Genomic DNA, 20,760 nt, shown 5'->3' with positions numbered 1-20,760 from the left:
TGCGGGCCGGGGACTATTTGCGGCCCGGCGCCCTGGGGTGCTGGGACAGGCCGACCGTGATGCCCTGGTGGAAGGCGCGCAGGTGGAGCAGCAGGGCCTCGGGGGTGATCTCACCGATCTCGCCGGTACGTACACGCGTCGCCTGGGTGTTCAGTCCGGCCAGGGCCCACCGGATCTGCTGGTGCCACTTCTGGTGGGGGAAGTCCTCTTCGGCGGCGGTCAGTTCACGGATCAGATGGGCGCCGCACAACTGGTGGGATCAGTGCGGATAGCCCGCATACAGGGACAGCGAGTCGTGGACCAGGACGCCGCGGTAGTTGGGCAGCACCTCGCCCGCGTCGGCGCCGGCGCGGGAGCGCGGGGCGAGGTGGAGCAGGGTGAGGAAATCGGTGCAGGCCACATGCAGCCAGCGCCGCACGCTGCCGATGCGGGTGGTGGTCTCGTCCGCGTGCAGGATCTGCCCTCACTATCGAGCGGACTGCCCGCTACTCACCATGACCGCTCGCGTTCCGGGCGGCTGATGACTATCACGGAGACGGCGACCGGCCCCGGCATGCGCCGGGTGTTGAGTCAGCGGGCGGTGCGTGATGCACAGGCGTCACCACGGGCTCCTCGAGTGCCTGTTCTTCTTCCCGGGAGGCCCCGTGCGGCTGGTCGATGCAGGGGGGAGGCCCGTGCGAGGATCGCGGCGTGAATGATCTACGCTTCCGTCTCGCCGACGACGCCGACCTTGCCGCTGTCGTGCGTCTGCGCGACGACGCTGCCCGCTGGATGCTTGCCCGGGGCGTCACTGGTCAGTGGCGTCCTGGTGAGCTGGGCGGAGACCACTTCCGCAGGATCATGGAGAGTGGGGAGGTATGGCTCGCGGAGGCTGCCGATCGTGTGGTCGGGGCGTGGGAGCTGTGGTGGGGGGACGAGGACGCCTGGGGGCCGCAGCCGCCGACGGCTGGCTATGTGCACCGGCTGATGGTGGACCGCAGCAGTGTCCCGTCCGGGACAGGGCGGCAGCTTCTGCGAGTCGCAGAGCGCCGCGTGGCCGAGGCGGGCCGAGAGTTGGTACGGCTGGACTGCCTGGCTGGCAACGCACGCTTGAATGCGTACTACCTCAACGCCGGCTACCAGGTTGTCGGGAGCAAGGAGGGCAAGCCGCAGCCGGGCGGTACGCCCAAGTCGTTCACGCTCCTCGAAAAGCCCGTACGGGTCGGCGGGGAATAGCACTCGCCTTCAGTTGTACCAAGCCATTCTTTCTACGCCGCCCATTCCAGTCCGAGGGCGGCGAGCGCGGTGAGTTGGTCTTGGGTGAGGCGGTCTCGTCGGTTTTTCTGGTTGCTGAGGAACACGCCGAGTCGCACCGTTGTGCCGTCGGGGAGTTCATCGACGTGGTGCCTTCCGATGACGGTCTTTCCTTCATGTTGGATGTACTGGGTGAGGGCTGCTACGCCCCGTGTGAACGCGTCGGAGCCCTTCGCTGCCCCTGTCTTCGCGTTGGTTTGCGCTGCGGTCTTCTGGGGTCGTGCAGCCGGTTTCACACCCACCTCGCCCAGGCGGTGTTGCTGTTCCGGGTTCAGGCACGCCCAGTCCCTTACCTGCCGTGCGAGCCAGCGTTCGCACCGGCCTGGTCGCCGACGCACTGCGGATGGCAGCCTCGACCCGTGGCTGCCTGGACGGCGCCGTGTTCCACTCCGACCACGGAGCGCAATACGGATCCCGGGCCTTCGCCGGCCTCTGCGGCCAACTCGGGGTCACACGGTCGATGGGCGCGGTCGGCACCAGCGCCGACAACGCGGCCTGCGAAAGCTTCCACGCCTTTCTGAAACGCGAGACCCTCCAGGGCGCCCACGACTACGGCGACTCCGATAGCTGCCGCAGGACCGTCTTCGCCTGGCTGACCCGCTACAACACCCGCCGCCGGCACTCCGCCAACGGCCACCTCAGCCCCAACGAATACGAACACCGACACCACACCGCTAAACTCACGCTCGCCGCGTGATCAATAACCGCGTGCCCACCTTCACGGGGGAAGGCCCGTGCTTTGGCGGTTCCGCACCGGCAGTGGCTGGCGGGATGTCCCGGAACGCTATGGGGCCTGGCCGACGATCTACTCCCGGTTCAACGGCTGGGCCAAGACCGGGGTGTTCCAGGGCGTGACGCGTTGATCGCCGAGGCCGCCGCGAGGGGCGAGGTCGGCTTGGAACCGGTCAGAGTGGACTCCACGATCGTGCGGGCACACCAGGAGTCGGCCGGACTGGCAGTAGCCGGAGAGACCCTGGACGCCTTGGAACAAGCACTGACCGAGGGGGAAGGGACTCCGGTTCCGCAGCATCCTCCGGTGCTGCGGGTGATCCGACGGCGGCCGGTGCGGGTGTGAGCAGCACACGCGCCCCCGGATGAGGATCGAGCTGCAGTTCTCGGATCTGGCCCGGTTCCCGGATGGCATCCGGAAACCGGGCCAGCACCACGACTCGTGAAGCGGGTAGCGCATGCGCAACGTCATGCGGTCCCGAGGTGCCATGGCCGGATCAGAGGGCGCGCAGGTGGACCAGCGCCGCGCTCTGGGGTGCCCGCGCGGGACCCGGTAGCCCGAGTGCTCCCAGCGCCGCGCCGGAGGCCTGGATGCCCGTGACTTCCCAGGTCGCCGACGGGTCGGTGGGAGTGACGAGCGAGGCGCGGTAGTTCTGGTCCGGGTCGAGTCCTGGGATGCGGAGCCGCGGTGGCACGGGCACGATCTCGTCGAGCTGGGCGTAGGAGAAGAGCGCCTCCGAGCGGTCGCGAGCGACCACTCCATGCGCGAGCAGACCGTCGGGCAGCTCGACGCGTGTCAACCGACCCGTGTGCAGGAGCGCGCGGTGCCGCTTGTAAAGGTCGATCCAGCACGCGAGGCGGTCCAGCTCGTGGGCCGGCACCTTCGTGAGGTCCCACTGGACGCCGAACTGGCCGAAGAAGGCCGTGGCCGCGCGGAGGTCCAGGATGCTGGTCCGGCCGGTCTGGTGGGAGACCGGCGCGGCGACATGAGCGCCGAGGTACTCCAGCGGGGCGAGCTGGGCGGTCCAGTGCTGGATCGGTTGGCGGGACAGCGGATCGGTGACGTCGGAGGCCCAGGCGCTCTGGACCCGCTCGAGCACGTCCAGGTCGATCCTGCCGCCTCCCGAGGCACAGCTCTCCCACGAGATGCCGGGATGGCGGCGGGCCAGCTCGTCGAGGAGCTCGCGGAAGGCAAGGGTCTGCCGCCGTGACGCGGGCCGGCCGGAGCCGCGCGAGTCACCGCCGTCGATCTGGTCGCGGTTGTGGTCCCACTTGACGAAGTCGATCCGGTGCGCCGCCACCAGGCGGCCGAAGGCGTCGAGCAGGTGTGTCCGCACATCCTCCCGGCTGAGATCGAGCAGGTAGCAGTTGCGTTCCAGCACGGGCGACCGGTCGCCCGTGCGCAGGATCCAGTCGGGGTGGTCCCGGTAGACCGCGGAGTTCGGGTTGACGGCCTCCGGCTCCCACCAGAGCCCGAACTCCATCCCCTTCTCGTGCACCCGGTCCACAAGCGGTGCCAGCCCGTCCGGCCACACCGCCGGGTCCGGGGTCCAGTCGCCCAGGCCGTCGTCGAGGGAGGTGCGGCCCGCGAACCACCCGTCGTCGAGCACGAAACGCTCGGCGCCCAGCCTGGCCGAGATGTCGACCAGCGCCGTCAGCGTGTCGAGGTCGTGGTCGAGGTAGACCGCCTCCCACGGGTTGAACATGACGGGTGCGGGCGGGGACGGATGGGCCGCGAGCGACCGGACGTACTGATGGGTGGCGTCCGCCAGGCCGTCGAGCCCGCGCGCGGACGCGGTCACGTGTACCCAGGGCATCGCGTACGTCTCGCCCTCAGCGAGGACCACCTCGCCCGGGTGCAGCAACTCGCCGGCCCGGACGACGGCGGTGCCAGAGCTGAGTTGCTCGACGGTATACCGGTGGTTGCCACTCCAGGCGAGGTGGACACCGAGCACCTCACCGTCGCCGTATCCGAAGCCAGGGGTACCGACCACGATCAGGCCAGTGCCGTCGAGGATGCGCATGCCGCGGCGGTGCTCCCGGACCCACTGCCCGTCCGCCAGGGCACGGCGCTGGGGTTGCCGCTCGCGGGCCCATCGACCGGTGAAGTCGAGGATCTCGCCCGCGCCGGTCGGAACGGGGATGACCACCTCGAGCGCGTCGACCACATAGGGGCCGGCATCGACGTTGGTCAACAGGTGCCGGAGGCGGAGCCCTCCCCCCGGGACGGCTTCGGCCTCGAAGCGCAGTTCGAGTCCCGCTGCCTCGTCGGTGGCCTGGACCACGAGCGAGCCGTCGTCACACCGCACCGAGCCGGGACCGAACGCGGTGGACCAGTCGCTCCCGGGGCCTTCGGGGCCGACCCGGTGGCCGAGCAGCGCAGGCCGTCCGAGGTAGCCGCGCGCGTGCTCCGGGAACACGCTGACCGGTGAGCCGATCAGCCAGGAGTTCCAGGCCGTGGTCTCGACCGAGGCTGGGATCGTCAAGGATCGGACGTCTCTCGCCGTCAAGGAAAGCCCCATCCACCCGAAGTCAGGCAAGCCGTCCGCCCGCGGCAGCAGGACCATCGTCGTGGTCTCGGTCCCGCCGAGACCGGAGAGGGACACGGGGGCGGTGGGCGCGGGCACGGCAACGCGTCCGGGCTCGATCATTCGGTGGCTCCTTGGTGCGGTGAGAGGGGGCGGATCAGGCCTGCACTGCGAGCAGGCGCGCCTTGAGATCGTCGAGGGCCAGCCGGGCGGCGCCGAGGGCGACGGACTCGTCGCCGAGCAGGGACACGCGGAACTCCGGCGAGTCGAGTGAGGTCGCGGCCAAGTGCCGCTCGAATGGACCGGTGAGCACGTCCCCCGCGCGGGACAGGCCGCCGCCGAGCACGACGAGGTCGGGGTCGACGGCGTGGACCAAGATGGAGGCGCCCAGGGCGAGGGCCTCGGCGACGCGGTCGACGGTGCGCACCGCAGTGCGGTCGCCGTTCGCGGCCGCCTCGAAGAGCGCCCGGACGTCGTCGCTGGTGGACTCCTCAGCGGCCGAGCCCGCAAGCCTGCGGCTCTCGTGGTCGAGCTGCGCCATCGCGTCGGCCCACCCCAGGATCTTCATGGCGCCGACGGACGCCGCCAGGCCGTGCCGTCCGTTGTGGATCTGCCCGTTGATGACGATCGCGGCCCCGAGGCGGCGGCCGGCGTGCATGTAGACGAGGTCGCGCGCCTCGGCGGCGGCGCCCTGCCACTGCTCGGCCACCGCTGCGAGGTGAATGTCGTTGGATACCAGCACGTCGCGCTTGAAGCGCCCCGACACCTCCGAGACCACGTCGATTTTGTCGAAGCCCGGGAGCGAGTAGACGTCCAGGTCCTGGCCCGCAGGAACGGTGCGGACGTCCTTGACCTCCGAGCCGCTGGCCGCCACGCCGGTGATGCCGCAGGCCACCGAGCGGATCTGTTCCCAGCTCGTCCCGGTCTGCCGGACGGTCGCCTCCACCAGACGTGCCGCCGCCCCGATGCGCTCGGCCGGCCCGAGGCCGGAGCCGACGCTGCGTCTGCGCACCGCCACGACGTTCCCGCGCAGGTCGCAGACGACCACGGCCACCTTGTGGGCGCCGATGTCGACTCCGACGACGGCGAAGTTCTCGGCCACGACCTCGTAGCGCCGGGCCGGCCGTCCCGCGGACCGCTCGCCGTTCGGACGCCCGAGCGCCTCACGGACGAAGCCCTGATCAAGCAGCGTCGCCAGCAGTTCCTCGGCGGTGGGGCGGGAGACTCCGACGGTCTTGCGCACGTCGCTGACCGTTAGCGACGTCGTATCGAGGAACGCCCGCATCGCGGCCGCGAGGTTGAGCTTGCGCAACAGGTGGGCATCGCCCGCACGGCCTGCGGGAGCCGCGCTGCGCTGGGTTTCACGCATGTCTTGACTCACAGCGTCACGCTATCTACATTGACGCCCCAAGAGCAATATTGACAAGAAACTTACTTATCTAAATTCTGGCCGAGCGACATCCCCTGATGGGTTCGACCAGCAAGGAGGGCCTCATGGGCAAGCGGGCCAACTGGGTCGCGATGGCCGCGGCATTGGGCCTGGTCGGACTGACCGGGTGTGCCGTCGGCGGCGGGAGCGAAGGCGGAGACGGGAACAGTTCGGGCGGTGACGTGACGCTGAGCCTGCTCACCTTCGAGACCCCCAACCTCACCGCCTCCTACTGGGACGACATCATCGCCAGGACCAGCGCCAAGGTGCCGGGGGTGAAGATCAAGAAACTCGTCGCGCCGAGTGCCGAGCAGCGCAACGAGTACGCGCGCCAGCTCGACTCGACCGGTGCGCTGCCCGACATCATGGTCGCGATCGACCCTGCCGGACTGGCGGAGGGCGGCAAGCTCGCTCAGTTCAGCAAGAAGGAACTGGCGGACTGGGTCAGCCCGACCGCGAACAGCTTCAACGGCAAGATCTACCAGCTGCCCACCAACTCGCAGACCTGGCAGATCTACTACCGGAAGGCGGCCTTCGAGAAGGCGGGCATCACCACTCCTCCGAAGAAATGGGACGACCTGCTTGCCGCGGTCGGCAAGCTGAAGGCGGCGGGGATCAAGCCGTTCGTCATCGGTGGCGGTGCACCGGACGGCCTCGGCCCGCGATGGACCTTCTCCCAGCTGGTGGCCGACGAGGTCTACGCCAAGGACCCGAAGTGGCTCGACAAGCTGGTCGAGGGGAAGACCGACTTCAGCGACCCGCTGTTCGTCAACGCGGCGACCAAGATGAAGGCGCTGGCGGGCAAGGAGAACGTCGACAACCTGTCGGCCACCTACGCACAGGCGCAGGAGGCGTTCCTCGCGGGCAAGGGCGCGATGTACCCGATGGGCTCGTGGTTCCCGGCGGCCCCGGACAAGGCGCAGCAGAAGCAGATCGGCGTCTTCCCCATGCCCACGCAGGACGGCTCGCTCGTCGTGCCCACGTACACCGGCGGCGGGCTGTCGGTGGGCGCCAAGTCCCCCCACGTCGCCAAGGCCAAGAAGTGGGCCATCGAGTTCTCCAAGCTGAACGCCGACGGCGGAGCGCGGTACGACGGCTTGTTCGTCGCCCTCAAGGGCTACAAGCCGCCGTCCGGTCTGCCGCCGCTGTACAACACCACCCTCGATCTCTACAACAGGGCCCAGTCCAGCGGAACCGTGACACCGAGCTTCGGTAACGAAGGCGGCGTCCCGGCCCTGCCGTCGGGCTTCATACCCAAGGTCGACGCGGCACTGAACGATCTCCTCAACGGCCGCGCGGACGTGGGCAAGTTCGTCGCGACGCTGAACAAGCAGTTCAAGGAGCTCTCGAAGTGACGCATCCCCTGCGCTCCCGGCCGGGGGACGTTGCCGCTGGAGGAGTCCCGCGGTCTGGTCGGCCGGAGCCCACTGCGGCCCCGTCCGGGCGCACGGGTGGGCCGCGCAGGCGCCGCACCTGGACATGGCCGTCGGCGGGAGCCTTCGCCGTCTTCGTCCTGCCGACCCTCACGGTCTTCACCGCGATGGTTCTGGCACCCATCCTGTGGACCCTCTACATCGGGATGACCGACGAGCGCGCCACCCGCCCGAACACCTCTTTCGTGGGCCTGGACAACTACGGTTTCCTCCTCGGGGACGAGGAGTTCCGGCACTCTTTGTGGAACACCGTGGTGATCACGGTGATCGTGGTGCTGTTGACGAACCTGCTCGGTCTCGCGATCGCCCTGCTGCTGCGCCGGCAGGGTCGGCTCTACAGCCTGCTGCGCGGCGTCTACTTCACACCGGTGATCCTTTCCGCCGTGGTGGTGTCGGTGATCGGGCGCGCGATCCTGGCGGACGACGGCCTGCTGAACAGCACGCTCGTCTCGCTGGGGGTCAAGAGCCCGCCGGGCTGGCTCACGGATCCGTCGTACGCGATCTACTCCGTCTCCGGGATCATGGTCTGGCAGTTGCTCGGCTTCGCCGTCGTGGTCTACCTCGCCGGGCTCGCGGGGATCCCCGCCGAGCTCGATGAGGCGGCGAGCCTCGACGGCGCCGGCCCCTGGCAGCAGTTCCGCGCGATCACCTGGCCGATGCTCGCGCCCGCGTTGACGATCAACACCGTGATGCTGATGATCAGCGCGTTCAAGGTCTACGACCAGATCGCCGTGCTCACCAACGGCGGCCCCGGCACCGACGGAACGGCCACCGTCGCTTTCGAGGTGATCCGCACCGCCTTCTCCGAGCAACGCCCGGGAGTGGCGTCCGCGATGGCCGGGATCATGCTCGTCGTGGTGTCGATCGCGAGCGTGACCACGCTCAAGCTCCTGCAACGACGAGAGGTGAACCTGTGAACTCCCGAACGCCGTGGGTCCGCCCGCTGTTGGCCACCGGCGTGGCGGCCGTCTTCTGTCTGCCGCTCTACGTGGCGCTGGTCAACGCCTTCAAAACCAGTGCCAAGGTCGTCGGATCGCCGCTCGCGCTCCCGGTTCCGCCGACCCTCGACAACATCGAGCAGGTGCTCCAGCGGCCTGACGGGCTGTTCTGGTACGGCCTCGTCAACTCCGTCATACTGACCACCCTCTCGATCCTGATCACCACCGTGCTGGCCGCGATGTCGGCCTACCACCTCGTCCGGTCGGGCCGCTGGTGGAGCCGTGCCGTCCTCGGCGTCATGCTGACCGGCCTGATGATCCCGCCCGCAGTGATCATGCTTCCGATCACACGGATCCTCAACGCCATCGGGCTGATGCACACGATGCCGGGCGCGGTACTGGTCAACGTCGGGTACTACCTACCGTTCGCCGTGTTCGTCTTCATGGGCTTCATCCGCTCGATCCCCCGCGAGCTCGAAGAGGCCGCAGCGGTCGACGGTGCCGGCCGGATCCGGATCTTCTGGCAGGTTGTCTTCCCGCTCCTGCGGCCGGCCTCGGCCAGCGTGCTGATCTTCCTCGGGGTCTGGGTCTGGAACGACTTCCTGACCCCGCTGCTCGTCCTGGGCCCGGGAGCCGGGAACACCGTGACGGTCGGGATCTTCCGCTCCATCGGCCCCTACCAGCAGGACTTCGGGGCGGTGTTCGCCTTCATGCTGCTGGCCACACTGCCCGTCCTGGCCTTCTACCTCGCCTTCCAGAAGCACTTCGTCCGCGGCCTGACCGGCGGCGCCACGAAGGGCTGACCGGCACAAGCGGCCGGTGCAGCGCAGTTTCCGTCAAAGATGACAGGAGCACCATCATGCAGTTCTCACAACTCATAGTCAGATCCCAGCCCACCCGGAGGAGCCCCGAACGGCGCCGGCGGGCGGCCGGTGCCGTGGCAGTCGTGATGCTGACCGCCGGCATCCTGCCCACGGTCGGCGCACAGTCGGCGCAAGCACGGCCTGACGGAACGACTCCGTCGATCGAGATCCAGGCCGGCTATCTGGACCTCGAGCTCGACAGGACAGGGACGGTCGTAGGTCTGGAGGACGTCAGGACCGGGGTCGACCACATCGCGCCCGGTCATGCAACGTCCCTGGTCAGCCTGGTCGTCGACGGCAAGCAGCAACGGCCGACCACGGTTGACCGTTCCGGACCCGGCGGCCAGATGCTCACGTTCCGGAACAAGGCGGCGCATTGGAAGATCCAGGTGAAGCTGGTCAGCAAGCGCGGCTACACCACGTTCGAGGCGGTCGCCGTCGACGCGCCGAAGGACGTCGATGTGCAGACCCTTCTCTGGGGCCCACTGGCCACGTCGATCTCCGAGACGGTCGGCACATCGGTGGGCGTGGTCCGCGACGACGATTTCGCCATCGGGCTCCGTCCGCTGACCGACCGTACCGAAGGCGCCTGGCCGCAGGAGTACCAGGACATGGGCTGGGAGAGCGAGGTTGACCACGACCCGGACCACGTGAGCGTGGGTTCTCTGGAGGAGTGGAGCGCGGCAGGCGTGACCCCCTGGGGTTCCGTACTGCGCGCCTTCACCTTCGACTACACCAAGGAACGCCAGCGCAAGGTACACGGTTATCCGATCCCGGTCGGGCCGCTGCCCGGCCGCGACGGCAAGATCGCCGGTTCCAAGATGGCACTCTTCGGAGCCTCGCCTGAGGCGACGCCGACGATCCTGTCCAACATCGCGGCGGGCGAGAAGCTGCCCTACCCAAGGCTGAACGGTCAGTGGCAGAAGGCCTCACAGGCGAGCAGCCAGTCGTGGCTCGTGCTCGGCGACCTGAAGACCGACAACATTCCGGCGGCGGCCCGATTCGCCAAGGCGGCCGGCATGAACCGCATCTACTCACTCACCACCAACTACGGGCCATGGAAGTCGAGCGGCCACTACAAGTTCGACTCGAGCCTGGGCGGGAGCGACGCCGGGGCCGCGGCAGCCGTGGACATCGCCAAGGCCAACGGTGTGCAGCTCGGCGTACACACCCTGTCGGACTTCATCGGCACCGGCGACGAGCCCTACGACTGGGCCTTGAGCCCGCAAGACCCCTACGTCACGGCACCTGCCGACAACCGGCTCGTGACAGGGGGCAGCGCCTCGCTCACCCGCCCGTTGACGGCCGGCGACACCACCGTGTACCTCGACTCCGGCGCGCTGCTTGCTGCGGGAGTGCACCACAGCTACTTGCGCATCGGGGACGAATTCGTCAGCTACGGAGCGGCCGAGCAGGTCGGGAACGAGTGGAAGCTGACCGGCGTGCAGCGCGCGCGATGGGGATCGGTCGCGGTCTCACACGCTGCGGACGACCACGCCGCCCGAGTCGTGGCCAACAGCTACGGCGGCGCGATCGGTAACCATGCAGTCCTCGACGAGATCAGCGACAGGCTGACCACCGCATGGAACAAAACCGGCATCACCGGTATGTCGTGGGACGGCCTGGAGTCGGCATCGGAGTCCGGCTGGGGCGCATACGGCATGGCTCACCTCGTGAACGGGACGTTCCGGCGAATCGACGCCAAGGACCGATTCATCTCCGAGACCAGCCGGATGACCTCGAACACCTGGGACGCGCTGACCCGGGCCAGCTGGGGCGAAGTCGGCAGCACCTCGATGGAGCAGGTGTCCAAGAACAACAAGTACCTCCAGGCGAACTACCTTCCCGGAATGCTCGGCTGGATCAGCCTCAAGGGCTCGGACAGTCTGCTCACCATGGAGTGGAAGCTGGCTCGAGGCGCCGGTCTGAACGCCGGGGCAGGTTTCCAGAGCTCGGTCTCCAGCCTTGTGTCGGGCGGGGAGAACACGACGCGACTGCTCGATGCCATCCAGCAATGGGAGACGGCCCGCAACCTGGGTGCGTTCACCGCGGAGCAGCGGGCGCGGTTCCGCGACCTGACGACGAACTGGCACCTGACCGTGGTCGAGCCGGGCAAGCGATGGTCCTTGCAGGAGCTGGACGCTGACGGCAAGCCGGTCGGCAACCCCCAGGCCGTCGTCGCTCCGACCTCGAAGCTCGACGCCGGACCGCTGCCCGCGGCGGCCAAGGGACACCTGTACGAGGCGACCGTGAAGACCAACACGCCGGCGACCACGCGATACGCGGTGACCTCGGGAGCCCTGCCCCATGGGCTCGTGCTCAATGCCGACACCGGAGGGATCGTGGGTACGCCCACCAAGGCGGGAACAGCGCGGTTCACGGTCACGGCATACCAGAGCTCCGGCCAGCCGCGGGCCCAGCGCGACTACGAGATCGACGTCGCCGAGTAGCCCGGTCGGGCCGGACGCGCGCGGCGGATCACCGTCACGCTGAATGAGACCTGCACGTGGGCGTACGCCGAGGGGCGAGCGCCCACGTGTTGGCACACCATCGGCCCCCATAGCAGGACTTCGAGGCGGTGTTCGCCTTGACGCGGGCCGCCCTGCAGTTCTGGCCTCCCCCCTCGCGCCTCACAAGCTCTTCGCCCGCGGCCTGGCCGGGGCACCACGAAGGGCTGAATCGACTTGCCTCGGAAGAGGCCTGCTACGGCCGTCACATCCCTCTGCCATCCATCCGCTCATCGACCACCGAGATCTCGCCGCTCTGAGCGTTGCTCTCGTCGAAGGGAAGCTCATGGACAGGGATCAGCAACTGACGCGTCGCAAGATGTTGCGCGCCATGGCCGCGGCCGGTCTCGTCGCCACGGTCGTCCCCATTGCCACGCGGGCCAGTGCGAGCGCCGCGACGTCGAACCCGGCGCCGGGCAAGGACTGGGGTGTCCGCCCGGTGACCACACCGTCGACCATCTCCGTCCACGGTCGCTCCGTCACGATGGCCAAAGGGATCGTGCAGCGTTCCTTCCACACCGCACCCAACTTCACGACCACCTCGTTGAAGAACCCGGGCACGGGCCAGGAGATACTCGACCACACCGGCGAGCCGGAGGCCAGGATCGTCCTGGACGGCACCACGTACGACGTCGGAGGCACGAACGCGTCCGGTGGCTTCGTCTACGCCTCGCACCGGATCGAGGACAGCACGCAGAAGCCGTACGAGTGGCCCCCCTAGGAGTGGCGCAAGCTCGGCCTGCACCGGATGAAGCACCGCGTGGATGGCGTCGACGTGAGCGAGGACGCGCTGACCGTCCGCACCCGGGTGGCCCCGGCCGCCAGGGACGTGGGGCTGGCCGTCGCCTACCGATGGACCTCCGACGGAACCCGGCTCGGGCTGACCGTCTCGGTCGCACCGGAAGGCGAGTGGAACGTCCCGCTGCCCCGGCTGGGCGTGCGCTTCGGGCTCGACACCGCGGACGCCGTGCGCTGGTTCGGCGGCGGCCCTGGCGAGGCGTACCCGGACAGCTCCCAGGCGTCCGCCATCGGACGCTGGTAGTCGACCGTGGACGGTCTGCAGACCCCCTACGTCCGCCCGCAGGAGAACGGCGCCCGGGCCGACGTCCGTTGGTTGGAGCTCGGCGGGCTCCGCGTCGAGGGCGACCCGGAGTTCTGGTTCACCGCCTGGCGCTGGACCACGGAGGCGCTCGACGACGCCCGCCACCGCACCGACCTCGTTCCCGGTGGGACGGTGTGGGTCAAGCTCGACCACGGCCAGCACGGCATCGGCTCGGCGTCCTGCGGCCCGGCCCCGCTGCCCCCGTACCGACTCCAGGCCCGGCCGAGCGAGTTCACCTTCGTCTTCTCGCCCGCCGGCTGAGGGCCCACCGTTCGCGGGCGCCCGCACGTTCCCGACCCGTCGCCCCTCCCCACTGCGGGGGGCGCGGCGGCCTTTGTGGAGGTGCGTCGGGGACGCACGACGGGCCATCCGTTCACAAATCATCGGATGGATCGAGGAGTAAGGGTCTGGCTGTATGTGCCAGACGGATGGGTGGAGCGGGGCGTAAGTGCGCACTGCCCGCCCGCGAAACCCCTTCCCAGAGTTGCTGGGGAGGGGTCGGGTAGTGGGTGCGGTGGCGCAGGCCTTGCTCTCTTTCGCAAGGAAACATCGGATGTCTCCTTGCGGTGGAGTGGCTCTCGCTCGTATGGTCGAGCTGCCGCCGATTCATCGGATGTGTCGACACAAGGGTGTGCCCCGCGCGATGACAGGAGACGGGACATGAAGCTGATCCGCATCGGAGACCCCGGACGGGAGATTCCGGCGCTGCTCCTCCAGGACGGGACCGCGTTGGATCTGCGGTCTCTCACCGGTGACATCGACGGGGAGTTCCTCGCCGGCGACGTGACCGGCCGGATCGAGAAGGCTCGCGCGGCTGGCGTACTGCCCGTGCTCGACATCACCGGACTGAGGGTCGGCGCCCCGGTGGCCCGGCCGGGCAAGGTGGTCTGCGTCGGCCTCAACTACCGCGACCACGCCGAGGAGACCGGCGCGCCCGTCCCCGAACGACCGGTGGTCTTCATGAAGGACCCCGCCACCGTGGTGGGTCCGTACGACGAGGTGCTGATCCCGCGTGGTTCGGTCAAGACCGACTGGGAGGTGGAGCTCGCGGTCGTCATCGGCCGCGAGGCCCGCTACCTGGCGAGCCCCGCGGAAGCCCCCGAGCACATCGCCGGCTACGCGATCAGCAACGACGTGTCCGAGCGGGAGTTCCAGCTGGAGTACTCCCCGCAATGGGACCTCGGCAAGTCCTGCGAGACCTTCAACCCGCTCGGCCCCTGGCTCGTCACCCCCGACGAGGTCCGCGACCCGCAGGCACTCGGCCTGCGCCTCGCTGTCAACGGCGAGACGCGCCAGCACGGCCACACCAAGAACATGATTTTCGACGTCGCGTACCTGGTCTGGTACCTGAGCCAGTACATGGTCCTCAGGTCCGGCGACGTCATCAACACCGGCACCCCGGCGGGCGTGGCCCTCGGCCTGCCCGGCACCCCCTACCTGCGCACGGGCGACACCGTCGAGCTGACCATCGACGGCCTCGGCACCCAGCGCCAGACCTTCATCAACGCGTGAAAGGCACCGAGTTGTCCGCAATCGCAGCGCGGATCACCGCCGTCGACACCTACGACATCCGCTTCCCCACCTCGCGGGAACTGGACGGGTCCGACGCCATGAACCCCGACCCCGACTACTCCGCCGCCTACGTCGTCCTGCGCACCTCCGCGGCCGACGGCCACGAGGGCCACGGGTTCACCTTCACCATCGGCCGAGGCAACGATGTCCAGGTCGCCGCGATCGACGCCCTGGCCCCGTACGTCGTCGGCCGGTCGGTCGCCGAACTCACCGCCGACCCCGGCGCCCTCTCTCACGCGCTCATCGGCGACAGCCAGTTGCGCTGGCTCGGTCCGGAGAAGGGCGTGATGCACATGGCGATCGGAGCCGTCGTCAACGCGGTGTGGGACCTGGCCGCCAAGCGGGAGGGCAAGCCTCTGTGGCAGCTCCTCGCCGACGCGGACCCCCAGTGGCTCGTCTCCCAGGTCGACTTCCGGTACATCGGTGACGCCCTGACCCCGGACGAGGCGCTGGACCTGCTGACCAAGGGCAAGCAGGGCGCGCGTGAGCGTGCCACCGACCTGCTGCGATGCGGCTATCCCGCGTACACCACCTCTCCCGGCTGGCTCGGCTACTCCGACGAGAAGCTGACCCGGCTCGCCCAGGAGGCCGTCGCCGACGGCTTCACCCAGATCAAGCTCAAGGTCGGGGCCGACCTCCAGGACGACGTCCGCCGCTGCCGCACCGCCCGCGCCGCCGTCGGCCCGGACATCCGGATGGCGATCGACGCCAACCAGCGCTGGGACGTGGCCGAGGCGATCACCTGGACGAACGCGCTCGCCGAGTACGACCCGTACTGGATCGAGGAGCCCACCAGCCCCGACGACATCCTCGGCCACGCCGCCGTCCGACGCGGCGTCCACCCCGTCAAGGTCGCCACCGGCGAGCACGTGCAGAACCGCATCGTCTTCAAGCAGCTGCTCCAGGCCGGTGCGATCGACGTCCTCCAGCTGGATTCCGCCCGCGTGGCCGGCGTCAACGAGAACCTGGCGATCCTGCTGCTCGCCGCGAAGTTCGGCATCCCGGTCTGCCCGCACGCCGGCGGCGTCGGCCTGTGCGAACTCGTCCAGCATCTGTCGATGTTCGACTACGTGGCCCTATCCGGCACCACCGACGACCGGGTCATCGAGTACGTCGACCACCTCCATCAGCACTTCCTCGCCCCGGTCGTGATCGACCGAGGCCACTACCGGGCCCCCGTCGAGCCCGGCTTCTCCGCCACCATGAGGCAGTCGAGCCTCGACACCTACCGCTACCCCGACGGCGTCTTCTGGGCCGCCGACCTGGAAGCGTCGAACCCGGAGGCCCGTGCATGACCACCGAACTCCACGGCCTCACCGCCCTCGTCACCGGAGGCGCGTCCGGCATAGGCCTGGCCACCGCCACGTTGCTCGCCGAGCGGGGCGCGGACGTCGCCGTCCTCGACCTCGACCCGAGCGGCGCCCCCGCCCCGCTGCGCGGCTTCACCGCCGACGTCTCCGACGACGACTCGGTCCACGCCGCGGTGCAGGCAGCCGCCGCAGCACTCGGAGGGATCGACATCCTCGTCAACAACGCCGGCATCGGGGCCGCCGGTACCGTCGAGGACAACCCGGACGCGCAGTGGCACCGCGTCCTGGACGTCAACGTGCTCGGGATCGTCCGCACCACCCGCGCCGCCCTTCCCCACCTGCGCGCATCGGATCACGCCTCGGTCGTCAACACCTGCTCCATCGTTGCCACCGCGGGGCTGCCGCAGCGTGCACTGTACTCGGCCAGCAAGGGCGCGGTCCTCTCCCTCACCCTCGCCATGGCCGCCGACCACGTCCGCGAGGGCATCCGGGTCAACTGCGTCAACCCCGGCACCGTCGACACCCCCTGGGTCGCACGCCTGCTCGACGCCGCCGCCGACCCGGCCGCCGAACGCGCCGCCCTCGACGGCCGCCAGCCCACCGGACGCCTGGTCACCGCCCAGGAGGTCGCCACCGCCATCGCCTACCTCGCCTCCCCGGCCGCCGGAAGCACCACCGGCACCGCCCTCGCCGTCGACGGCGGCATGGCGGGCCTACGCCTGCGACCGGAGCCCACGCCATGACGTCGCCCCTGAACCGGCTCGGCCGCAGCAGCGTGCGCGTCGGCGAACTCGCCTTCGGCGCCGCCGGGATCGGCAACCTGTTCACCGCCGTCACCGACGCCGAGGCCGAGCGGGCCGTCCACGCCGCCTGGGAATCGGGCGTACGGCACTTCGACACCGCCCCGCACTACGGTCTCGGCCTGTCCGAGCGGCGCCTCGGCGCAGCACTGCGCTCCCGGCCGCGGAGCGACTACGTCGTGTCCACCAAGGTCGGCCGCATCCTGGTCCCGACCCCGGAAGCCACGGGCGACGACCTCGCCCACGGCTTCGCCGTGCCCGCCACCCACCGCAGGCGCTGGGACTTCAGTGCCCACGGCGTGCGCCGGTCGATCGAGGACAGCCTGGAGCGGCTCGGCCTGGACCGGATCGACGTCGTCTACCTACACGACCCCGACGCCCATGCCGCGCAGGCCCTCGACCAGGCCTACCCGGAGCTCGCACGGATGCGGGACGAGGGAGTCGTCGGAGCGATCGGCGTTGGCATGAACCAGGCCGAGCTGCTCGCCCGCTTCGTCCGCGACACGGACATCGACGCCGTGCTCCTCGCCGGCCGCTACACCCTGCTCGACCAGCGCGGTCTGGCCGAACTGCTGCCGCTCGCCGCCGCGCGCGGCGTCGGTGTCGTCATCGGTGGCGTCTTCAACTCCGGACTGCTCGCAGACCCCCGTCCCGGCGCCACCTACGACTACGTCACCGCGCCGCTCGACCTGCTCTCCCGGGCACTGGACCTCAAGGCGGTGTGCGAACGCCACGGAGTGCCGCTGCGCGCCGCCGCACTCCGCTTCCCCTTCGGACACCCGGCCGTCGCGAGCGTCCTCGTCGGAACCCGCAGCGCCACCGAGGCCCGCGACGCCGCCGCGATGCTCGCCCACCCGGTCCCGGACGCGCTGTGGGCGGAGCTCAAGGCACGCGGGCTGCTCCCCGCCGACGTGCCGATGCCCAGGGTGGTCGACTGATGCGTGTCGCGGGCGCTGTCACGTCGTTGGGCGCGCGTACATCTGACGGTGTGTCGGGGTGTGGTGGGGCGGGTTCGGGAGCCGTGTTCAGGCCGTGGTGGGCTGGCCGGTGGCGCCGGTGATGTGCTCCCAGATGGCGAAGCGGATGGTCATCTCGGCTCGATAGTCGTGTGCGGTCATCAGGTGGCGTCGGGGCCGGAAGTGGGGTGAGATGCCGCTGAACGCGGACAGGAACCGCTGCGCCCCGCCGGCAGAACGGAAGCCCTTCATCGCACGTTCACGCTGCCGGGTGGGCTGGTGACTGTTCTCCGCCCGGTTGTTCAGGCCCTTGTGCGAGCGATGCTCCACCGAGGGCATGACCTCGCGGTGAGCCGCGCCGTAGGAGCGGAGCTTGTCAGTGACGATCACCCGGGGCACGGCACCGGTCTTCTTGAGGAGTGTACGGAAGAAGCGCCTGGCCGCGGCCTTGTCCCGGCGGTCCTGCACGAGGATGTCCAGGACATCGCCGTCCTGGTCGACCGCCCGCCACAGGTACTTCTGCTCACCGTTGATCTTGATGAAGACCTCGTCCAGATGCCACTTGTCCCTGGGGCGGGGCCGACGGCGGCGCAGCGCGTTGGCGTAGTCCTGCCCGAACTTGGCGCACCACCGCCGGACGGTTTCGTGGGAGACGGCGACACCACGCTGGAGCATCAGCTCCTCAACCTCACGGAAACTGAGCGGGAACCGGAAGTGCAGCCACACACAGTGCGAGATGACCCTCACCGGGTATCGGTGCTCCTTGTACGACGGCGGTGTACCCACCACGGACGGTTCCCCCCAACGTGATCAACCCGAAGATCATCCCATGAGCCAGCCAACGTGACAGCGCCGTTTTCGGGACTCCCGCGGCCGCGCGCACGGACTGGGTGTCGATGACCACGAGGGACGGGTCCTCTAATCGGCGGGCCTTCTCCCGCACTTGGCAGCGCAGGGGTTCCTGGATCCGCTGGTCGAGCCCGTCCTTGCGCCACAGCGTGAAGTAATAGAACACCGCCGACCAGGCGGGCAGGTCATGGGGCAGGTAGCGCCACTGGCAGCCCGTCCGGTTCTGGTAGAAGATCGCGTTCACGACCTCCCGGAGATCACAGGTCCCCCGGGATCCTTCGTCGCCGACCGCGCCACACGGTCCTGTTTCCAGGACAAGATCATCGGCTCGATCAACGCCCGCTGTTCGTCCGATAAGTCGCTCGGATACGGCCCACGCTCCATGCCGATATCCGAGCATGCACATGCCCAATCGCCGCCCCGAACGGCAACCAGTCACACGAACGAGCGATCACGAACCCAGAGAGATAGGACTTAACGCCCTCTCACCCCCCACTCAAATCAGTGAGGTCGACCCGGAGCGCGGTGCTGGCCTTGCGGTCAGTCCGTTTCTCCGGGTCGCCTCCCGAACCCGGCGTGCGCCGCTAAGCGCACCGGGCTCTCCACAAGTCCCGTGGGTCGGTGTTCACCTCATGCTGTGCTCGGCCATGGTGTCGGGATGCGTGTTCCCCGGTAGTAGTAGCGCTTGGCGCTCACCCTTGCCGGGTCGAACAATTCCATCCCGCCTTCGGCGGGCCAGATACCGTAGCGTCGGCGTAGTACCTTCCAAGGAACACGCCGGTGCTTGCGCTCCTGCCATCTGATGATCTCCTTCCAGAGGAAGGCCCTCAAATAGCTGAAAGTCGCGTTCGAGCATCCGTACTTGAAGTACGCGGTCCAGCCCCGCAGCATCCGGTTGAGCTGACGCAGCAGGTCTTCGAGCGGCAGGTTCATGCTCCGCCGGCAGATTGTCTTCACCTTGGCCATGACGGCCGCCAGGGCCTTCTTGGCCGGATAGACGTAGACGTATCGTTTGCCGGTGCCTCGCTTCTGGTGACGTTGGATGCGCCAGCCGAGGAAGACGAGGCCCTCGTCGATATGGGTGATCAAGGTCTTCTCCGGCGACAGGCGCAGGCCCATCGTGGACAGGACCCCGGCGATTTCTTCCCGCAGGGCTTGGGCGTGCGCCTCGGTGCCCGACACGAGCAAGCACCAGTCGTCCGCATACCGCACGAGGCGGTAGTTGGGCAGACCTTGACGGCGTCGCTTGGCCCTTCCATACGGGCTGGCTCCGGGGCCGCCCGGCCCTTGGGCGATGTGTTCATCCAAGACCGAGAGAGCCACATTGCTCAGCAACGGTGAAAGAATCGACCCTTGCGGAGTCCCGGCGTTGGTATTCACCAGCGTGCCGTCCTCACCGAGGATGCCTGCCTTCAGGAATGCCTTCACCAGATCCAGGACACGTTTGTCTCCGACACGTTCCCGCACCCGGTTCATGAGAGCGGAGTGCGAGATTTCGTCGAAGCAGGCTTTGATGTCACCCTCAACAACCCACTCATACGAGCGGGATGCGAAATGGTGCACCTCGGCCACCGCATCGTGAGCTCGGCGATTCGGACGGAACCCGTAGGAACACGGGAGGAAATCCGCCTCGAAAATCGGCTCCAACACCAGTTTCAAGGACGCCTGAGCGACCCGGTCTCGGATGGTCGCGATCCCCAGATAGCGGACCTTGCCGTCAGCTTTGGGAATCGCGCGTCGCCGAGCCGGTAGGGGTCGGAAGGTGCGGGCTTTGAGATCTTCCCGCAGTTCCGCAAGGAACCCTTCCAGCCCGCGCACGGACTCAATGTAGTAGGCGGTCTCGCCGTCCACTCCCGCCGTGCGCGCGCCCTTGTTGTTCCGCACCCGGTCCCAGGCCACCAGCAGGAAGCCCGGATCCGCGGCGAGGTTGTACAGATCATCGAACCGGCGATGAGGTTCATCACTGGCCCAACGGTTCAGCTTGGTCTGGATTTCCAGTACCCGGCGTTCCGCCTTGAGCAAGGCGTATTCCAGTTCGTCGGTATTCACCAACGACCTCCCGGCATTCCAGCATCCTTACTGCCGACTTGCTGGCCCCCTTCGCCATGTGCGGACCTCTCGTCCGCTCGGACTACTACGGGGCCTCCGCCCCGTCCCGCGCCTTCGACAGACGACGCATCTATCCCACCGGCCCGGATGGATTCCGGGCCTTGGGAGCGACGCGGGACGGTTCCCGTGTTCACGGTGAATCGATCGATCAGTCCGGCATCCAGCTTTGCCCCGGCAGCATCGCCACGGTTACGCCGCAGGCTTTCGCCGTGGCCTCCCCACCGACACGCCAAGTCGGCTACGGAGTCAGTCCGTTCAGCAAACGGACTGTGCACTGCAACCCGGCCCATATCCACCAGATTTGAGCCGGTGCCACGCTTACGGAGCTTTACCACTGATTCC

The 20,760-nt window shown here is 68.6% G+C and carries 17 protein-coding genes and 4 pseudogenes; 13 read left to right on the top strand and 8 right to left on the bottom strand.

Going from position 1 to position 20,760, the window contains the following annotated elements; all coding sequences use genetic code 11:
* Positions 1-13: 13 nt before the first annotated feature.
* On the bottom strand, positions 14-250 hold the full coding sequence (locus OG972_RS42010) for a hypothetical protein (protein WP_266991533.1): 237 nt from the start codon (positions 248-250) through the stop codon (positions 14-16).
* Between the two features lie 9 nt (positions 251-259).
* Positions 260-454, bottom strand: a complete 195-nt coding sequence (locus OG972_RS42005) for a transposase (RefSeq protein ID WP_266992950.1) — start codon at positions 452-454, stop codon at positions 260-262.
* 236 nt (positions 455-690) lie between these two features.
* Here OG972_RS42005 and OG972_RS42000 point away from each other — a divergent pair, with 236 nt between their 5' ends.
* Positions 691-1,215, top strand: a complete 525-nt coding sequence (locus OG972_RS42000; protein WP_266991531.1) for a GNAT family N-acetyltransferase — start codon at positions 691-693, stop codon at positions 1,213-1,215.
* 32 nt (positions 1,216-1,247) lie between these two features.
* On the opposite strand, the gene OG972_RS41995 is transcribed toward OG972_RS42000, so the two are convergent.
* Positions 1,248-1,529: a helicase associated domain-containing protein gene (locus tag OG972_RS41995; protein ID WP_266991529.1), complete on the bottom strand. Its 282-nt coding sequence runs from the start codon at positions 1,527-1,529 to the stop codon at positions 1,248-1,250.
* A 74-nt stretch (positions 1,530-1,603) separates the two neighbouring features.
* Between OG972_RS41995 and OG972_RS41990 the strand changes: the two are divergent.
* Positions 1,604-1,990 (top strand): annotated as a pseudogene (locus OG972_RS41990) (transposase); the annotation flags it as partial.
* 19 nt (positions 1,991-2,009) lie between these two features.
* Positions 2,010-2,135, top strand: a pseudogene (locus OG972_RS41985) (transposase); the annotation flags it as partial.
* Between the two features lie 384 nt (positions 2,136-2,519).
* Here OG972_RS41985 and OG972_RS41980 read toward each other — a convergent pair.
* Complete coding sequence (locus tag OG972_RS41980; protein WP_266991527.1) at positions 2,520-4,673, bottom strand: alpha-galactosidase; 2,154 nt, start codon at positions 4,671-4,673, stop codon at positions 2,520-2,522.
* A gap of 34 nt (positions 4,674-4,707) precedes the next feature.
* Entirely contained in the window at positions 4,708-5,919 is a 1,212-nt protein-coding gene (locus OG972_RS41975) for an ROK family transcriptional regulator (RefSeq protein ID WP_266991525.1), read from the bottom strand.
* A 125-nt stretch (positions 5,920-6,044) separates the two neighbouring features.
* On the opposite strand from OG972_RS41975, the gene OG972_RS41970 reads away from it, so the two are divergent.
* The 10 genes and pseudogenes from OG972_RS41970 to OG972_RS41925 all read left to right on the top strand — a co-directional run bounded on the left by OG972_RS41970 (position 6,045) and on the right by OG972_RS41925 (position 17,442).
* Positions 6,045-7,334 carry an ABC transporter substrate-binding protein gene (locus OG972_RS41970; protein ID WP_266991523.1) on the top strand — a complete coding sequence of 430 codons (1,290 nt, stop codon included), beginning with the start codon at positions 6,045-6,047 and terminating at the stop codon, positions 7,332-7,334.
* The gene (locus tag OG972_RS41965; protein WP_266991521.1) at positions 7,331-8,329 is read left to right on the top strand and encodes a carbohydrate ABC transporter permease; all 999 of its coding nucleotides are present in this window, start codon (positions 7,331-7,333) and stop codon (positions 8,327-8,329) included. The genes OG972_RS41970 and OG972_RS41965 overlap by 4 nt, the downstream gene beginning before the upstream one ends.
* Entirely contained in the window at positions 8,326-9,153 is an 828-nt protein-coding gene (locus OG972_RS41960; protein WP_266991519.1) for a carbohydrate ABC transporter permease, read from the top strand. Before OG972_RS41965 ends, OG972_RS41960 begins: the two co-directional genes overlap by 4 nt.
* A gap of 56 nt (positions 9,154-9,209) precedes the next feature.
* Positions 9,210-11,663: an Ig domain-containing protein gene (locus OG972_RS41955; protein WP_266991517.1), complete on the top strand. Its 2,454-nt coding sequence runs from the start codon at positions 9,210-9,212 to the stop codon at positions 11,661-11,663.
* A 343-nt stretch (positions 11,664-12,006) separates the two neighbouring features.
* Entirely contained in the window at positions 12,007-12,441 is a 435-nt protein-coding gene (locus OG972_RS41950) for a hypothetical protein (RefSeq protein WP_266991515.1), read from the top strand.
* Between the two features lie 3 nt (positions 12,442-12,444).
* Positions 12,445-13,083 (top strand): annotated as a pseudogene (locus tag OG972_RS41945) (beta-galactosidase small subunit); the annotation flags it as partial.
* Positions 13,084-13,482: 399 nt separating this feature from the next.
* A complete protein-coding gene (locus OG972_RS41940; protein WP_266991513.1) occupies positions 13,483-14,334 on the top strand; it encodes a fumarylacetoacetate hydrolase family protein in 852 nt (283 codons plus the stop codon).
* An 11-nt stretch (positions 14,335-14,345) separates the two neighbouring features.
* Positions 14,346-15,689 (top strand): L-fuconate dehydratase, encoded by a 1,344-nt coding sequence (locus OG972_RS41935; RefSeq protein ID WP_266991511.1) that lies wholly within the window; start codon positions 14,346-14,348, stop codon positions 15,687-15,689.
* Positions 15,686-16,447 (top strand): SDR family NAD(P)-dependent oxidoreductase, encoded by a 762-nt coding sequence (locus OG972_RS41930; RefSeq protein WP_266991509.1) that lies wholly within the window; start codon positions 15,686-15,688, stop codon positions 16,445-16,447. The genes OG972_RS41935 and OG972_RS41930 overlap by 4 nt, the downstream gene beginning before the upstream one ends.
* Complete coding sequence (locus tag OG972_RS41925) at positions 16,444-17,442, top strand: aldo/keto reductase (protein WP_266991507.1); 999 nt, start codon at positions 16,444-16,446, stop codon at positions 17,440-17,442. Before OG972_RS41930 ends, OG972_RS41925 begins: the two co-directional genes overlap by 4 nt.
* An 87-nt stretch (positions 17,443-17,529) precedes the next feature.
* Here OG972_RS41925 and OG972_RS41920 read toward each other — a convergent pair whose 3' ends face one another.
* From OG972_RS41920 to ltrA, 3 genes and pseudogenes are all read right to left on the bottom strand, one after another.
* Positions 17,530-18,249, bottom strand: coding sequence for an IS6 family transposase (locus tag OG972_RS41920; RefSeq protein ID WP_266991505.1), 720 nt, complete (start codon positions 18,247-18,249; stop codon positions 17,530-17,532).
* Positions 18,250-18,316: 67 nt separating this feature from the next.
* Positions 18,317-18,693 (bottom strand): annotated as a pseudogene (locus OG972_RS41915) (transposase); the annotation flags it as partial.
* 246 nt (positions 18,694-18,939) lie between these two features.
* Positions 18,940-20,358: a group II intron reverse transcriptase/maturase gene (gene ltrA, locus OG972_RS41910; RefSeq protein ID WP_266989918.1), complete on the bottom strand. Its 1,419-nt coding sequence runs from the start codon at positions 20,356-20,358 to the stop codon at positions 18,940-18,942.
* Positions 20,359-20,760: the final 402 nt, after the last annotated feature.

This window comes from Streptomyces sp. NBC_01669 (assembly GCF_026339735.1).
Taxonomy (GTDB): domain Bacteria; phylum Actinomycetota; class Actinomycetes; order Streptomycetales; family Streptomycetaceae; genus Streptomyces; species Streptomyces yanii.
Note: the sequence above shows the minus strand (reverse complement) of the source record. Positions and strands in the feature narration are given on the sequence as shown.

Coding starts and splice junctions, on each gene's coding strand:
- OG972_RS41980 (WP_266991527.1), bottom strand. CDS start 4,673: ATGATCGAGCCCGGACGCGTTGCCGTGCCCGCGCCCACCGCCCCCGTG.
- OG972_RS41955 (WP_266991517.1), top strand. CDS start 9,210: ATGCAGTTCTCACAACTCATAGTCAGATCCCAGCCCACCCGGAGGAGC.
- OG972_RS41970 (WP_266991523.1), top strand. CDS start 6,045: ATGGGCAAGCGGGCCAACTGGGTCGCGATGGCCGCGGCATTGGGCCTG.
- OG972_RS41940 (WP_266991513.1), top strand. CDS start 13,483: ATGAAGCTGATCCGCATCGGAGACCCCGGACGGGAGATTCCGGCGCTG.
- OG972_RS41975 (WP_266991525.1), bottom strand. CDS start 5,919: ATGCGTGAAACCCAGCGCAGCGCGGCTCCCGCAGGCCGTGCGGGCGAT.
- OG972_RS41950 (WP_266991515.1), top strand. CDS start 12,007: ATGGACAGGGATCAGCAACTGACGCGTCGCAAGATGTTGCGCGCCATG.
- OG972_RS41925 (WP_266991507.1), top strand. CDS start 16,444: ATGACGTCGCCCCTGAACCGGCTCGGCCGCAGCAGCGTGCGCGTCGGC.
- OG972_RS41930 (WP_266991509.1), top strand. CDS start 15,686: ATGACCACCGAACTCCACGGCCTCACCGCCCTCGTCACCGGAGGCGCG.